At 61.2% G+C, this 15,474-nt stretch carries 15 protein-coding genes; 7 read left to right on the top strand and 8 right to left on the bottom strand.

Features of this window, described 5'->3' with window-relative positions:
• Positions 1-634 precede the first annotated feature (634 nt).
• On the top strand, positions 635-2,953 hold the full coding sequence (locus ACP3TA_RS06655) for a zinc/cadmium/mercury/lead-transporting ATPase (protein WP_413715563.1): 2,319 nt from the start codon (positions 635-637) through the stop codon (positions 2,951-2,953).
• A 59-nt stretch (positions 2,954-3,012) separates the two neighbouring features.
• Here ACP3TA_RS06655 and ACP3TA_RS06650 read toward each other — a convergent pair whose 3' ends face one another.
• From ACP3TA_RS06650 to tusA, 3 genes are all read right to left on the bottom strand, one after another.
• Positions 3,013-3,288, bottom strand: coding sequence for a type II toxin-antitoxin system mRNA interferase toxin, RelE/StbE family (locus ACP3TA_RS06650; protein WP_033645001.1), 276 nt, complete (start codon positions 3,286-3,288; stop codon positions 3,013-3,015).
• Positions 3,288-3,488, bottom strand: coding sequence for a type II toxin-antitoxin system RelB family antitoxin (locus ACP3TA_RS06645; protein WP_223524348.1), 201 nt, complete (start codon positions 3,486-3,488; stop codon positions 3,288-3,290). The genes ACP3TA_RS06650 and ACP3TA_RS06645 overlap by 1 nt, the downstream gene beginning before the upstream one ends.
• 61 nt (positions 3,489-3,549) lie before the next feature.
• Positions 3,550-3,795 (bottom strand): sulfurtransferase TusA, encoded by a 246-nt coding sequence (tusA, locus tag ACP3TA_RS06640; RefSeq protein ID WP_025304890.1) that lies wholly within the window; start codon positions 3,793-3,795, stop codon positions 3,550-3,552.
• 221 nt (positions 3,796-4,016) lie between these two features.
• Here tusA and ACP3TA_RS06635 point away from each other — a divergent pair, with 221 nt between their 5' ends.
• The 3 genes from ACP3TA_RS06635 (at position 4,017) to ACP3TA_RS06625 (ending at position 5,796) form a co-directional block, all read left to right on the top strand.
• Positions 4,017-4,676, top strand: a complete 660-nt coding sequence (locus ACP3TA_RS06635) for a 7-cyano-7-deazaguanine/7-aminomethyl-7-deazaguanine transporter (protein ID WP_033652423.1) — start codon at positions 4,017-4,019, stop codon at positions 4,674-4,676.
• Positions 4,677-4,717: 41 nt separating this feature from the next.
• Complete coding sequence (locus ACP3TA_RS06630) at positions 4,718-5,152, top strand: GNAT family N-acetyltransferase (protein WP_033652424.1); 435 nt, start codon at positions 4,718-4,720, stop codon at positions 5,150-5,152.
• Between the two features lie 80 nt (positions 5,153-5,232).
• Positions 5,233-5,796, top strand: coding sequence for a DcrB family lipoprotein (locus ACP3TA_RS06625; RefSeq protein WP_025304887.1), 564 nt, complete (start codon positions 5,233-5,235; stop codon positions 5,794-5,796).
• 34 nt (positions 5,797-5,830) lie between these two features.
• On the opposite strand, the gene glpC is transcribed toward ACP3TA_RS06625, so the two are convergent.
• The 3 genes from glpC to glpA are packed head-to-tail and all read right to left on the bottom strand — an operon-like array spanning position 5,831 to position 9,934.
• On the bottom strand, positions 5,831-7,030 hold the full coding sequence (gene glpC / locus ACP3TA_RS06620; RefSeq protein WP_033652425.1) for an anaerobic glycerol-3-phosphate dehydrogenase subunit GlpC: 1,200 nt from the start codon (positions 7,028-7,030) through the stop codon (positions 5,831-5,833).
• Positions 7,027-8,295 (bottom strand): glycerol-3-phosphate dehydrogenase subunit GlpB, encoded by a 1,269-nt coding sequence (gene glpB / locus ACP3TA_RS06615; protein ID WP_089195354.1) that lies wholly within the window; start codon positions 8,293-8,295, stop codon positions 7,027-7,029. The genes glpC and glpB overlap by 4 nt, the downstream gene beginning before the upstream one ends.
• Positions 8,285-9,934 carry an anaerobic glycerol-3-phosphate dehydrogenase subunit A gene (gene glpA / locus ACP3TA_RS06610; RefSeq protein WP_033645008.1) on the bottom strand — a complete coding sequence of 550 codons (1,650 nt, stop codon included), beginning with the start codon at positions 9,932-9,934 and terminating at the stop codon, positions 8,285-8,287. The genes glpB and glpA overlap by 11 nt, the downstream gene beginning before the upstream one ends.
• 364 nt (positions 9,935-10,298) lie before the next feature.
• On the opposite strand from glpA, the gene glpT reads away from it, so the two are divergent.
• Both glpT and glpQ read left to right on the top strand, forming a co-directional pair.
• Complete coding sequence (glpT, locus tag ACP3TA_RS06605) at positions 10,299-11,654, top strand: glycerol-3-phosphate transporter (RefSeq protein ID WP_033645009.1); 1,356 nt, start codon at positions 10,299-10,301, stop codon at positions 11,652-11,654.
• A gap of 82 nt (positions 11,655-11,736) precedes the next feature.
• A complete protein-coding gene (gene glpQ / locus ACP3TA_RS06600) occupies positions 11,737-12,816 on the top strand; it encodes a glycerophosphodiester phosphodiesterase (RefSeq protein WP_025304882.1) in 1,080 nt (359 codons plus the stop codon).
• A 43-nt stretch (positions 12,817-12,859) separates the two neighbouring features.
• Here the strand turns inward: glpQ and yigL are convergent, their stop codons facing one another.
• Together yigL and pldB are read right to left on the bottom strand one after the other, a co-directional pair.
• Positions 12,860-13,657 carry a sugar/pyridoxal phosphate phosphatase YigL gene (gene yigL / locus ACP3TA_RS06595; RefSeq protein ID WP_033652427.1) on the bottom strand — a complete coding sequence of 266 codons (798 nt, stop codon included), beginning with the start codon at positions 13,655-13,657 and terminating at the stop codon, positions 12,860-12,862.
• Positions 13,658-13,661: 4 nt separating this feature from the next.
• On the bottom strand, positions 13,662-14,705 hold the full coding sequence (pldB, locus tag ACP3TA_RS06590; RefSeq protein ID WP_096242712.1) for a lysophospholipase L2: 1,044 nt from the start codon (positions 14,703-14,705) through the stop codon (positions 13,662-13,664).
• 147 nt (positions 14,706-14,852) lie between these two features.
• On the opposite strand from pldB, the gene rhtB reads away from it, so the two are divergent.
• On the top strand, positions 14,853-15,473 hold the full coding sequence (rhtB, locus tag ACP3TA_RS06585; RefSeq protein ID WP_033645013.1) for a homoserine/homoserine lactone efflux protein: 621 nt from the start codon (positions 14,853-14,855) through the stop codon (positions 15,471-15,473).
• Position 15,474 lies beyond the last annotated feature (1 nt).

Genomic DNA, 15,474 nt, shown 5'->3' with positions numbered 1-15,474 from the left:
GACATAACCTCCCCGTAAGCCACGGTTAATGAACCTTAAGCTTGCTGGAAGGGGCTTATGCGCCGTTACCGGCAGTGTGTTTGGTAGAATTAATGCATATATATCAGCAAATAAGATCACCATTAAAAATGGTAATCGATTCCAATTATAGGCAGGACCGCAAAACTGCACATAAAATAATCAACCATTTATTATCGCAACGAAAGTTTGTTATGCTACTTTTTGCGCTTATTTACAAAACAAATGAAACTTAGAGAGGAGAAGTTGGCACCAAACTTCAATAGCAATGCGGCTTGCAGACACAAGCGAATCATGCTGGCTAATTAGGCGCCAAAAGATAAATTTTGCTAACGCGTTATAGATAAATAACTCTTTATTATTAGACCGGGCGACTTTTTAGTTTCTATAGGAATATTATTTCCTTATTTAAACTAACGGCGGCGAGACTTTTTCTCGAAATAGGTAATAAGAAAAAGCAATAGATTAAAATTCGCATTATTCATTATTGAATGAATCCCCCCATAACGCCTGAACGCCGTTAGCAATAATTCTCATCCGGCGCTTGACTCTGGAGTGGACTCCAGGGTGTAGAGTCAGCTGAGCAAACCCGGTTAACTGCCCGAAGGGGGACGTTATGCACAATCAGCAAAATCATAATCATCAGGAACATCACCACGCCGAAGGCGGATGCGGCTGCAACCACAGCCACAGCAAAACCCAGCATGGCTGCAGCAGCGAGCCGAAAAACGTCGCTGCGCAGACCGAACACGCCCATCACCATCACGATCATGGCGAGAGCGGCTGCTGCGCCGCCGCCCACGGCGATCCGGACGAGGAAAGCGACAGGCTGGCCGCCGCTCCCCCTTCCGGCAGCCAACGTTTCAGCTGGAAAGTCACCGGTATGGACTGCCCCAGCTGCGCCAAGAAAATCGAAAATGCCGTCACCGCGCTCCCCGGCGTTGACAGCGCACGCGTATTGTTCGCCACCGAAAAACTGGTGGTCGACGCACAGTCCGATATCAGCCTGCGGATCCAGGACGCGGTCGCCCAGGCCGGTTTTACCCTGCTCGGCGCTCAGACAGCCAAAGATGCCGTGCCAAAAGCCTCGCGCTTCGGCGAATTTGCGCCGCTGCTGTTGTTAACCACCCTGATGGTGGTCAGCTGGGTGCTGGATCGGATTAACCCGGAGCTGGGTCGCATCGCCTTTATCGCCACCACGCTGGTCGGGTTGGCGCCGGTCGCCGCGAAGGCGCTGCGTCTGATTCGCTCCGGCACGCCGTTCGCCATCGAAACGCTGATGAGCGTGGCGGCCATCGGCGCGCTGTTCATTGGCGCCACCGCCGAGGCGGCGATGGTGCTGCTGCTGTTTATGGTTGGCGAGCTGCTGGAATCCTACGCCGCCAACCGTGCGCGGCGCGGGGTGAAGGCGCTGATGGAGCTGGTGCCGGAAGATGCGCTGCTGCTGCAAGGCACGGAACGCAAACGCGTGCCGGTCGCCAGCCTGCGCCCCGGCGACGTGATTGAAATCGCGCCCGGCGGGCGTCTGCCGGCCGACGCCGAACTGCTCAATCCGTTCGCCAGCTTCGACGAAAGCGCCCTGACCGGCGAATCGGTGCCGGTCGAGCGTCAACGGGGGGAAAAAGTGGCCGCCGGCAGCCTGTCCGTCGATCAGGCGGCACAGATGAAGGTGATCTCAGAGCCCGGCAAAAACGCCATCGACCGCATTCTGCAATTGATTGAAGAGGCCGAAGAGCGCCGCGCGCCGATCGAACGCTTCCTCGATCGCTTCAGCCGCTACTACACCCCGGCCATTATGCTGCTGGCCGTCGCGGTGATCCTGGTGCCGCCGCTGCTGTTCTCGCAGCCGTGGGAGACCTGGATCTATCGCGGCCTGACGCTGCTGCTGATCGGCTGTCCATGCGCGCTGGTGATCTCGACACCGGCGGCCATCACATCTGGGCTGGCCGCCGCCACGCGGCGCGGCGCGCTGATTAAAGGCGGTGCGGCGCTGGAGCAACTGGGCCAGATTCAAACCATCGCCTTCGATAAAACCGGCACCCTGACCGAAGGCAAGCCGACGGTCACCGACGTGCTGCCCATCGGCGCGCTCACCGAACAACGGCTGTTGCAGCTTGCCGCCGCGGTAGAGGCCGGTTCACATCACCCGCTGGCGCAAGCGATCATTAACCGCGCCGCCGCCAGCGGTGCCGAGCTGCCGCTGGCGCAGGCGCGCCGCGCCCTGGCCGGGGTCGGTGTGGAAGGGATCGTGGACGGCAAGACCGTGCTGATCAGCGCGCCGGGCAAGCTGGCGCCGGGCCTGCTCGACACCCAATGGCAGAGCCAGGTAGACAAGCTGGAAAACGCCGGTAAAACGGCGGTGGTGGTGCTGGCAGACGGCGCGCCCATCGGCTTGCTGGCGCTGCGCGATACGCTGCGCAGCGACGCCAAACAGGCGATAGCCGAACTGAACGCGCTGGGTATTCGCGGCGTGATGCTGACCGGGGACAACCCGCGCGCCGCCGCGGCGATCGCCGGCGAGCTGGGCCTCGACTATCGCGCCGGTCTGTTGCCGGAAGATAAGGTCGCCGCGGTTACCGAGCTGAACGAACTGCGCCCGACGGCGATGATCGGCGACGGCATCAACGACGCCCCGGCGATGAAAGCCTCCAACATCGGCATCGCCATGGGCAGCGGCACCGATGTGGCGCTGGAGACCGCCGACGCCGCCCTGACCCACAACCGGCTGGTGGGCGTCGCGGAAATGATCCGCATCTCGCGCGCCACCCACGCCAATATCCGGCAAAACATCACCATCGCGCTGGGATTGAAAGGGGTCTTTCTGATCACCAGCCTGCTGGGGTTAACCGGGCTGTGGCTGGCAGTGCTGGCGGACTCCGGCGCCACCGCGCTGGTCACCGCCAACGCGCTGCGGCTGTTGAGAAAGCGCCAATAACGTGACGCCAGGCCGGGTTCCTCAATGGGAACCCGCCATTATCGATTGCAGCGAAGATACTAAGGATATTGTCGGCGCGTATGTAACACCCGCAACACCCGGATGTGAGTTTCCAGCACCTGGTAAATCAGGAGATAATGGGGATGCAAGGGGATTTCATGCGTGCCGTCCACTCTGCCACGCCGGAAAATTCGAGGATGCCTGGCGGCGGGAGTGACGGCCTCCATGATGAGAACCTTCATTTTTCTGGCTGCCAGAGGGTTATCGTTGGCGATGAATCCCACAATCTCCGCCAGATCCTGACGTGCGGCTCGAGTCCATTCGATGTTGAGCATTATGCCTGCTTCGCGTTGATCCTGGCTTCTGCAGCAGCGATAACAGCATCCATTTCAGCCATCACGTCATCATGAGGAATACCGGGCCACGGCTCATCCATGGCTTCCTGAACTCTTTCAAGAAACCAGCGCTCATAGCCCTGTGTGTGTTCCTCATTTTCCATCTTGGCAACCGTAGGCAGTAGTAAAATACTCATCATCGTTTGTCCCTTTCTAACGCTCCCCAATCGCAGGGAGCTTATCTTACGAGACGATTAAAAACTATACACCTTTCCGTAACAGATAACGGTATGGCGCCTGCTCGGTCTCCTGCGCCACCAGCGTGTGCTCCATAAAGCGGCAGAACCCCGGGATATCGCGGGTAGTGGCCGGATCGTCGGCGATAATCAGCAGCGTTTCGCCGTTGTCCATATGGCGCACGGTTTTGCGCACCATCATCACCGGTTCCGGGCAACGCAGCCCCAGCGCGTCGAGCGTCTGGTCTGCCTGGGCAAATAAGTCAGTCATGCAATTTTTCTCGTTCAAAAACGATCGGCGAACGCTCGCCGCATCTCATTAGCGCCTAGTTTACGCCGGTAGTTTTTCTGCGCAAGATGCGTTAACGTTTGCGTTAAATTTAACCATTGCATTGGTTGCGCAAACGCGTATCATGCCGCCGCGCAGCGTTTTTTGCTGTTTTGACAAGACACACTGGGTTCCCTCACCCCACTGCTAAAAAGGCTACAAGTATGTATTCGTTTACCGCACAGCAGCGCTTCACGGCGTTGGTCTGGCTTTCGCTGTTTCATATCGCCATCATTACCTCCAGCAACTACCTGGTGCAGCTGCCGATCAGCGTTTTCGGCTTCCATACCACCTGGGGCGCCTTTACCTTCCCGTTTATCTTCCTGGCGACCGATCTGACCGTGCGCATCTTCGGCGCGCCGCTGGCGCGGCGCATCATCCTGGCGGTGATGGTGCCGGCGCTGTTCATCTCCTACGTGATCTCCACCGTCACCTATCAGGGAGAATGGCAGGGCTTCGCCGCGCTGAGCAGTTTTAACCTGTTCGTGGCGCGCATCGCGGTGGCCAGCTTTATGGCCTATGTGCTCGGCCAGATCCTCGACGTACACGTCTTCAACCGCCTGCGTCAACGCAGCGCCTGGTGGGTGGCGCCGGCGGCGGCGATGTTCCTCGGCAACATCAGCGATACGCTGGCGTTCTTCTTCATCGCCTTCTATAAGAGCAGCGATCCCTTCATGGCCAACAACTGGGTGGAGATCGCGCTGGTGGATTACAGCTTCAAGGTGATGATCTGCCTGCTGTTCTTCCTGCCGATGTACGGCGTGTTGCTGAACATGCTGCTCAAACGCATCGCGGCGCGCAGCGGCAGCCTGCAGCCGGGCTGAGTCGTGTTATTCTGGGCGGCCCTATCCTTTGGAGGCCGCTCATGACCCCAATCGTCCGCACCGCCACGCTCGAAGAAATCCACCGCCTTTACCAACGCATCCCCGAATTCGGCGGCCTGCACAGCCTGGCCGATCTGCAGCAACGTATCGGCGCCGCCCCCGCCAGCCTGTTGATCGCCGAGATAGGCGGGCAGCCGGCCGGTTTCAAACTCGGTTATCAACGGCAGGAAACGGTGTTTTACAGCTGGCTGGGCGGCGTGCTGCCGGCATTCCGTCGCCACGGCGTGGCGCAGGCCTTGTTGGCCGAACAAGAGCGCTGGGCGCGGGCGCAGGGCTATCGCCAACTGACGGTCAAAACCCGTAACCGGTTCCGCGCCATGCTGACGATGCTGCTCGCCCATCACTATCAGATTGTTCATCTGGAAAAGAAAGGCGAAGTGGCTGATTATCGGCTATTACTGGAAAAAAACTTGTGACAACATCTGCCTTGCATTTCAACCTGGAATAGGTTGCGATACGACAGTGAATCCCTACCGGAAAGGAAGAAGGAAGCCCGATGCGTAAAGTAGCGAAATTGATGGGTATCAGCCTGCTGGCGCTTGGCCTCGCGGCCTGCGACGGCAACACCAAAGACACCAAGGCAGCGCCAGACGGCGCGGCGGCCAGCGCGCCGGCCGGGCAGCAGGTGAGCCTGCTGGACGGTAAACTGGCGTTCACCCTGCCGGTCGGCATGGCGGATCAGAGCGGCAAGCTGGGCAACCAGGCCAACAACATGCATGTTTACGCAGACAGCACCGGTCAGCGCGCAGTGATCGTCATCTTGGGCGACAAGACCGCCGACAGCCTGGAGACTCTGGCCAAGCGCCTGGAGAACACCCAGCGCGCGCGTGACGCCAACCTGCAGGTGATCACCAACAAAGCGCTCGACGTCAACGGTGTGCCGCTGCGTCAGCTGGACAGCATCATCACCAGCGGCGGCGAGAAAGCCTATTCTTCCGTCCTGATCGGTTCGCTGAACAACAACATGCTGACCATTCAGGTGACGCTGCCGGCGGACAACCAGCAGCAGGCGCAGACTGAGGCCGAAGGCATCATCTCCACCCTGAAGCTGAAGCAGTAATCCCGCAGGGGCCGGTTCGCCGGCCCCTGAGTCTTTATGCCAACGCCTGCGCCAGCAGGGTGATCGGATGTTCGCAGCGTTTGCTGGTGGACATTTCGATCTGCCACTTGCAGGTCTCGCAGTCGGTCACCACCAGATCCACTCCGCTCTCTTCTATCTGCCGGAACAGCGGCGCGCCAATGCCTTGCGACGTGGCGTAGTTCTCCGATTTGAACCCGTAAGTGCCGGCGATGCCGCAGCACTGCGAATCCAGCACCACCAGCTCCAGCCCCGGTATCTGCCGCAGCAGCTCCAGGGTGTAGGCGGTCCAGCCCATCTTCTCCATATGGCAAGGCGTGTGATAAGCCACCCGCAGCGGCGTGCGCTTGAGCGGCAGGCTGCGCCCCTGATTGATCAGGCGATAGAGATAGCGCGTCGCCAGCTCCACCCGATCGCGCACCGCAGTGGTGTCTACGTCCAGCAGATGAGGGTATTCGTCACGCAGGGTGAAGGTGCAGCTCGATGAGGTCGCCACCACCGGAATGCCGCGCTCCAGCACCGTTTCATGCAGCGATTCGGCATTGACCCTGGCCTGCTTTTTAGCCTGGTCGATAAACCCGTTGGCGATCAGCGGCACGCCGCAGCATTTCTCGCGTTTCAGCAGTTGCACGCCGATATCCAGCGCGTTGAACACCCGGACCAAATCCTTGCCCAGCTGCGGGTGGTTATAGTTGACGAAGCAACCGTGGAAAAATGCCACCTGCTCGGCGTAACGCTGCTGAGCCTGCGCCTGTTGCCGGTACCAGCGGCGGAAGGTGCCGAAGGAATATTTCGGCAGTTCGCGCCGGTGGTCGATCTTCAGCGCCTTGTCCAGCAGTTTGCGCACCGGTTTCAACCCGGTGGCGGCGTTGACGATCGGCGCAAACGGCGTCGACAGCGATCCCATGATATCGGTATGGCTGAGGATGGCATCGCGCAGCGTCGGCTTGCTCTGGGCGAAGTCGGCGCGGGCGCGCTGAATGATGTCGCCGATTTTGACGTCGGACGGGCAGGCCACTTCACAACGCTTGCAGTTGGTGCAGTATTTCAGCGCTTCGTCGTACAGCGCCGGGTCTTTCAGCCGCAGCCGCTCACCGTCCGGCCCCGCCTGTTTCGGTCCCGGGTAAAGCGGGTTCACTTTGGCGACCGGGCAGTAAGTGGTGCAGACGGTGCATTTGATGCAGCTTTCAAAGCTGTGATCCCGATGCAGGCTCATACGTTCTCCTCCGCGGCGATCTGCTGCGCGACGTGCAGCGCGCCGATCAATGACACGCCGGCGCCGCAGCCCTGCTGCAGCGGATCGTAGCCGCCGGCGACCGCGCCGATGGCGTACAGGTTGTCGAACGGCACTCCCTGCTTCATCGCCCGCAACCTGCCGTCGGTACGCACGCCGAACTGCAGGTAAGGCTGCGGCGCGAACAGCTCGCGTCGGCTCCAGTCGGCGCGATCCGCCCGGCTGTGTACGTCCAGCCCGAAGATCGGCTCACGCACCCCGTCGAAATCGGCCACCAGCCCATTGCTGAAGAAGCTGCCGCTGGCCAGCACCACCTGCTGCGCCCGCAGCGGAATATCGCCGTGGTTGCGGGTGTACAAACCGGTGACGCGGCTGGCCTCGCTCTCGGCGCGCAGCACGCTGTCGCCCGGCATGAAAACGCCGCCCAACTGCTGGAAACGCCGCCGCAGTGCCTGATGCAAGCGCATGCCGGGCACCGAAGGTGGCAGCGTCGGCAGCAGTCGGATCGGCTTGCCGACCGCATCCTGCAGCACCGCCAGCGACGCGTCGTCCTCCAGACCCAGACAGGCCGGCAGGAAGAGCGCCTCGGCCTCGCCCGCCAGCCGCCGCAGCTCTTCGGCCATCGGCGGCAGGCTTTCCATCAAATCCAGTACCCGGGCGATGTTCACCGCGCGGAACTCGCTGGGGTTATTGCGCAATCTGTCCAGCGCCGGCATGTGCAGATAGGCCACGTCCGTCTGCACGCCGAGCTCGCGGCTCAGGGCGTCGGCGGCCATCTGCGGTTGGAAGTCGAGGAACCCTTCGATGCCGATCACCGCAATACGCCGCCACGGCAGTTGGCCGGTCAGCGGCAGCGTCGGGATCGCTTGCGGGCTGAGCCAGGTGGCGCGGCGCGTGCCGAGCGGCGTGATGCGCAGATGGTTGTTCACCCCCTCGCCCTGCAGATTCAACCCGCAGCGTTCCAGCAGCCGCTGCGCGGCGGCGGACAGCGCCGCCACCCGGCCGGGTCCGATCAGGGCGTACGGATGCTGCGGCGCCTGTTGCGCCAGCTGCGGCAACGCCGCCAGCGGCATCTCGACCGGCGTGCCGTCCGGCAATCTCGCCAGCAGATCGAGCGAGCCGGAGGAGAAGTAGAGCGCGCTCTGGCCAGAACTGACCACCGCGCAGCGCTTGCCCTGTTCGGCCACGGCAATGGCGCAGCTCAGGCCCGCCAGACCACCGCCAATCACCACGACGTCAAATCGCATCATCCGCCTCCTGCTCCTGGTCAGCCTGGGCTTCAAGCCCGCATAATCCCTGGTAAACCCAGCTGGTGAATTCGCTCTCGCGCAGCGCATCGCCCCAGGCGATCGGCCGTACGCCTTTCCAGCGTTCGTTGAGGAACTGCGACAGCTGCGCGATGGATTGCTGCGGCGTGCTGACGTTAAAGCGCGTCAACAGCCCGGCGGCGCGGCAGGCGCAGAGTTCGCCCTGGCAGGTGCCCATGCCGACGCGGGTGCGGCGGCGCAGATCCACCAGGTTATTGACGGTCAGCGAGTTGACCGCATAGCGCACTTCCCCGGCGGTCACCGCCTCGCATTCGCACACCAGGCTGGTGTCGAGCCGATCGGCCGCCGGCACCTGGCTGGCGCGATCGCCGTGGCGGTAAATTGCCGAGCCGCGAATGCTGGCGGGCAGAGAAACCACGCTGCGTACCGTTTCCTCCGCCGACTGACGGGATCCGGGCAGCGCGTCCTGCGCGGTGGTGCACGGACTATTTACGCCGAGCTTTTCGCATACCTTGTCGGTGGCCCACTCCGCCATCAGGCGGTAGGTCATCAGCTTGCCGCCGGTAATGGTGATAAACCCTTCCAGCCCGTCGCGGGCGGCGTGATCGAGCAGCACGATGCCGCGGCTGACGTTGCGCCCGCTGGGATCGTCGTCGCTGGCCACCAGCGGCCGCACCCCGGCATAGGCGCGCAAAATGCGGGTCTGCGCCAGGGTTGGCGCCAACAGCGCCCCTTCGCGGATCAGAATGTCCACCTCCTGCGGGGTCACCAGCATGTTGTCAATTTGGTCGTAGTCGATATGGGTCGAGGTCGTGCCGATCAGCGAGATGGTGTCGCCCGGCACCAGGATGTCGGCGTCCGCCGGTTTGCGGCAGCGGTTGATCACCATGTTGTTGATGCGATGGCCGAGGATCAGCAGCGCTCCCTTGGCCGGGAACATGCGGATGCGCAAATCGGCGTATTCGGCGATCTGCTGGCCCCAGATACCGGCGGCGTTGACCACCACCGGCGCGTGCAGCTCATAGCGCCGCTGATTCTGATGGTCGTAAACGCGCACGCCCGTCACCCGATCGCCGCTGCGCAGCAACCCCACCACCTGATGGTAGGTCAGGATCTGCGCGCCGTGCTCGCGCGCGTCCAGCATATTGGCGGCGGTCAGCCGGAAGGGATCGACGGTGCCGTCCGGCACCCGCACCGCGCCGATCAGCGCCGGGTTAGCCGCCGGCTCCAGCCGCAGCGCCAGCTGCGGGTCGATCGCTTCGGCGTCGATGTCGGCCTGGCGACAGGCGGCGATAAACTGCTGCTGATAGTCCAGCGAGTCTTGCGGCAAGGTGATGAACAGCCCGTCGGTGCGCTCGATACAGTGATGCGCGATGCGTTTCAGGATGCGGTTCTCTTCTATGCATTCGCGCGCCGACTCGCCGTCGGTCACCGCATAGCGCGCGCCGCTGTGCAGCAAACCGTGGTTGCGGCCGGTGGCACCGGTGGCGATGTCGTGGCGCTCCAGCAAAATGCATCGCAAGCCGCGCCGCGCACAGTCGCGGGCAATGCCTGCGCCGGTGGCGCCGCCGCCGATGATGATCACATCCGTTTCGCCGCCGTCAAAATAGCTGCTCATGTCGCTCCCTCAGGATCGGTAGTTATGAGCCTATTGAGCCACGGTTATTGGGGTCTTTGTTTGATAAGGAACAATAACGAACATGAAACGAAATAAAAATGTCCACAAAAAACCATCAATGTGATCATAATCACGATTTTTGGACGTTTTTCTATTTCATAACGTTAACGAATCGCTCAAAATCCGCCGTGGTTTCATGAAAGTGTAACAATTGCGCCATTCGTCACAGCGACACCAGGCGTATTTGATGACAATGGCGCTCGTTATGGAACACAAAAACACCACATTCGATATCCGCTCAATCATCAAATGAACGTAAAAGGTCATATTGATGTGATAACAGATAAAGCCATCGGAGGCGCTCATGTTGAGTATTTTTAAGCCGGCCGCACACATCGCCCGTGTGCCGAGCGATAAGGTAGACCCGCTCTACCGTAAGCTGCGCTGGCAAATTTTCCTGGGGATCTTCTTCGGTTACGCCGCCTACTATCTGGTGCGTAAGAACTTCACCCTGGCCATGCCTTACCTGATCGAACAAGGCTTCAGCCGCGGTGACCTCGGCTTCGCGCTGTCGGGCATCTCCATCGCCTACGGCTTCTCCAAATTCATCATGGGTTCGGTCTCCGACCGTTCCAACCCGCGAGTGTTCCTGCCTGCCGGCCTGATCCTGGCGGCGGCGGTGATGTTGTTCATGGGCTTCGTGCCGTGGGCAACCTCCAGCATCGCCATCATGTTCGTCCTGCTGTTCCTGTGCGGCTGGTTCCAGGGCATGGGCTGGCCGCCGTGCGGCCGCACCATGGTGCACTGGTGGTCGCAGAAAGAACGCGGCGGCATCGTCTCCATCTGGAACTGCGCCCACAACGTGGGCGGCGGCCTGCCGCCGCTGCTGTTCCTGCTGGGCATGGCCTGGTTCAACGACTGGCACGCGGCGCTGTACATGCCGGCCTTCGGCGCCATCCTGGTGGCCCTGATCGCCTTCGGCCTGATGCGCGACACCCCGCAATCCTGCGGCCTGCCGCCGATTGAAGAGTACAAAAACGACTACCCGGACGACTACAGCGAAAAAGACGAAGAAGAGCTGACCGCCAAGCAGATCTTCATGCAGTACATCCTGCCGAACAAGCTGCTGTGGTACATCGCGGTCGCCAACGTGTTCGTCTACCTGCTGCGTTACGGCATTCTGGACTGGTCGCCGACCTACCTGAAAGAAGTGAAGCACTTCGCGCTGGACAAGTCTTCCTGGGCCTACTTCCTGTATGAATACGCCGGTATCCCGGGCACCCTGCTGTGCGGCTGGATGTCGGACAAAGTGTTCAAAGGCAACCGCGGCGCCACCGGCGTGTTCTTCATGACGCTGGTGACCATCGCCACCGTGGTGTTCTGGATGAACCCGGCCGGTAACCCGACCGTGGATATGATCTGTATGCTGGTCATCGGCTTCCTGATCTACGGTCCGGTGATGCTGATCGGCCTGCACGCGCTGGAGCTGGCGCCGAAGAAAGCCGCCGGCACCGCCGCGGGCTTCACCGGCCTGTTCGGCTACCTGGGCGGCTCGGTTGCGGCCAGCGCCATCGTCGGTTACACCGTAGACTTCTTCGGTTGGGACGGCGGCTTCATGGTGATGATCGGCGGCGGCGTGCTGGCGGTTATCCTGCTGCTGCTGACCATGCTGAACGAGAAGAAACACCACGCGGAAATCGCTGCCGGCAAGCGCGGCTAACCGTCACACGACTTTTGCATGATTTAAAGGCCGCCCTGCGGCCTTTTTACTACCCTGCCCCCAACAACACGGAGAAAACGGAATGCGGACTCAAGTCAAAGCCCTGCTGACAGGGATCATTCTCGCCACCTCAATGGTCAGCGCCGCGCAGGCGGCGGACAAAGTGGTGATCGCCCACCGCGGTGCCAGCGGCTACCTGCCGGAACACACCCTGCCGGCGAAGGCGATGGCCTACGCGCAAGGCGCCGATTACCTCGAGCAAGATCTGGTGATGACCAAGGACAACGAGCTGGTGGTGCTGCACGACCATTACCTCGATCGCGTCACCGACGTCGCCGAACGTTTCCCGAACCGCGCACGCAAAGACGGCCGTTATTACGCCATCGACTTTACGCTGGCGGAGATCAAATCGCTGAAGTTCACCGAAGGCTTTGACATCGAAAACGGCAAGAAGGTACAGGGCTACCCTGGCCGCTTCCCGATGGGCAAATCCGACTTCCGCGTCCACACCTTCCAGGAAGAGATCGAATTCGTACAGGGTCTGAACCATTCGACCGGCAAAAACATCGGCATCTATCCTGAAATCAAAGCGCCTTGGTTCCACAAGCAGGAAGGCAAAGACATCTCCAGCAAAGTGCTGGCGGTGCTCAAGCAGTACGGCTACACCGGCAAGAACGACAACGTCTACCTGCAGTGCTTCGACGCCAACGAGCTCAAACGCATCAAGAACGAGCTGGAGCCGAAGCTGGGCATGGATCTGAAGCTGGTGCAGCTGATCGCCTACAACGACTGGCAGGAAACCTACGAGCAGAAAGCCGACGGCAAGTGGGTGGAATACGACTATGACTGGATGTTCAAACCGGGCGCGATGAAGAAAATCGCTCAGTATGCCGACGGCATCGGGCCGGACTACCACATGCTGGTGGTGGCGGATCAATCCAAACCGGGCCACATCGTGCTGACCGACATGGTGAAAGAAGCGCACGCCAGCAAGCTGGCGGTGCACCCGTTCACCATCCGCGCCGATGCGCTGCCGAAGTACGTGACCGACGTAAACCAGCTGTATGACGTGATTTACAACCAGGCCGGCGTCGACGGCGTGTTCACCGACTTCCCGGACAAGGGCGTGCAGTTCCTGCAGAAGCAGGGCCAGCACAAGTAATAACAAGGGCGCCGCAAGGCGCCCTGATTATTTAAAGGTTATTTCAGAGGAACATCTTGCGCAGGTAGTGCGGCACCGCGTTATCGGCATTGGAACCGATCACCTCCAGCTCCGGCAGCATATCCTTCAGGCGCTGATGCGCATCGCGCATGATGCAGCCCTTGCCGGCCATCGACAGCATCTCCAGATCGTTCATGCCGTCGCCGAAGGCGATGCACTCTTGCAGCGTATAACCGATGATCTTGGCCACTTCTTCCAGCGCATGCCCTTTCGACACGCCGCCCGCCATCACTTCCAGGCAGGTCGGGAACGAGAAGCTGACGTTGACCCGATCACCCCAGCGGGCGTTGATGGCGTCTTCCACCTGCAGTAATCGCTCGTGGTCTTCACAGGTGAAGTAAACCTTGCAGACGCCGTCGGTTTCCAGCAGGCCCGGCTCGAACAGCTGATATTTGAACACAGACTCCTGGAAGAACTCTTCCTGCTCCGGGCTTTCGCGGTTGGTAAACCAATCGTCGTTGCGGTAGACGTTGGTGGTGATCTGCGGATCGTCGTGCAGCATGCCGTACAGATCGCGGGCGATATCCCCGTCCAGGTTATGGCTGAAGATCAGCTCGCCGGCCGTGTTGTGCACCCGCGCGCCGTTGGAGGTGATCATAAAGGCGCTGATTTCCAGGCTGTCGCGGATCTGCGCCACGTCGATGTGGTGGCGGCCGGTGGCGAACACGAAATGCACGCCTCGCTGGGTCAGCAACTTCAGCGTTTCTTTGGCGTACGGCGACAGGGTATGGTCGGGAGACAGCAGCGTGCCATCTAAATCGGAAGCGACGACGTGATACATAGCGTTATGTTCTAACCTCTGATGGAGTTGTCGGCGGCAGCGCGCCGCCTAAGTGTTGAGCAAAGAAGCGCAGGATTGCGTTCAGTGCTTCGGCGCGCATCGCGTCCCGCTCGAACAGGATCTCATGGCGTGCGCCGTTGATAACCCACGGCAGCCCCCCTTCGCAAGGGCGCCCCGCGTCTGACAGAGCCTGACAAAAAGCCTGGTGCGAACGGTTGTCGACCACCCGTTCTTCACCGGCCTGCAAAAGCAACAGCGGCGTTGTGATTTTCCCGGCCTGCGCGATGATCTGCCGGCCGGCGCGGATGCTCTCACGCACCCAATGGTAAGTCGGCCCGCCCACCTGCAGCTCGGGATAGTCGGCGTAATAACGCAGGCTGCGCCGGTAGCGCTCGCGGCTGTGGGTCAACACGTTGACCACATAGGGCAGCGGACGCCACTGGCCGGTGCCCACCGCGTAATAATCACGGATCGCCGGGCGTGTCTCCACCCAGTCGAGAATGCGGTCGGCCAGCCAGCCCGGCATCGGCAGCTGGATGCCGAACATCGGCGCGCAAAACGCCGCCGCGTCGAACGCCTGCGGCCGGCGCTGCAGGAACTGCGCCAGGATCGCGCCGCCCATCGAATGCGCCAGCGCGAAACGCTGCCGGTAACCGCGCGACTCGACCTCGTGCAGCCACAGCTGCTCGAAATCGTCCACGTAGTCGGCAAAGTTTACCACATGACCGCGGTGCCTATCCGCCAGTAAACGCCCGGAGCGCCCCTGGCCGCGATGATCGACGATCACCACGTCGTAACCGCAGTGGAACAGGTCGTAGGCCACCTCAGGGTATTTCACGTAGCTTTCGATGCGGCCGGGGCTGACCACCACCACCCGCTGATGCCGCGCGGAACGGAAGCGCACAAAGCGGATCGGCACGCCGTCCACGCCGCTGAACTCGCCTTCTTCGCGCTGCCGCCAGAAATCCAGCAGCGGCCCGGTGGCGAAGGCAGCGAACTGCGTTTCACGCGTTAACCAGTCATCGGAGCTGAGAGTGAACGAGGTCATCGAGAGCGTTTTCCCTGTGGAGCCGGCGGAAAATGTGACCGCTGGCACAAGAAATCATACTAGCGTATTGTGATTCAATTCTGACAAAAAACGGCGCCGCCTCGGCGCATTGTGGCACAAAACGACACTTTCAGGGAGCCGAGAACCATGACCTTGGACTGGTGGTTAACCTACCTGCTGACCACGCTTATCCTTAGCCTGTCCCCCGGATCCGGCGCCATCAACACCATGAGCACCGGCATCAGCCACGGCTATCGCGGCGCCGCCGCGTCAATCGCCGGGCTGCAGGTCGGGCTGAGCGCGCACATCGTGCTGGTGGGCATCGGCCTCGGCGCGCTGATATCGCAATCGCTGCTGGCGTTCGAGCTGCTGAAATGGCTGGGCGCCGCCTACCTGGTGTGGCTCGGCATCCAGCAATGGCGCGCCGCCGGCGCGCTGGATCTGCATGCGCTGGCGGGCAGCATGCCGCGCCGCCGCCTGTTCCGCCGCGCAGTGCTGGTCAACCTGACCAACCCGAAAAGCATCGTGTTCCTCGCCGCGCTGTTCCCGCAGTTCATCTTGCCCCATCAGCCGCAGGCCGAACAGTATCTGGTGCTCGGCGTCACCACCGTGGTGGTGGATATTCTGGTGATGATCGGTTACGCCACCCTGGCGACGCGCATCGCCGGCTGGCTGAAGACCCCGCGTCAAATGCAGCTGCTCAACCGGGTGTTCGGTTCGCTGTTCATTTTGGTGGCGGGGCTGCTGGCGACCGCCCGCAAAGCCTGAC

It is taken from the genome of Serratia sp. 2C06 (assembly GCF_050037615.1).
GTDB classification, from domain to species: Bacteria; Pseudomonadota; Gammaproteobacteria; order Enterobacterales; family Enterobacteriaceae; genus Serratia; species Serratia ureilytica.
This window is presented reverse-complemented; position numbering and strand designations above follow the sequence as displayed.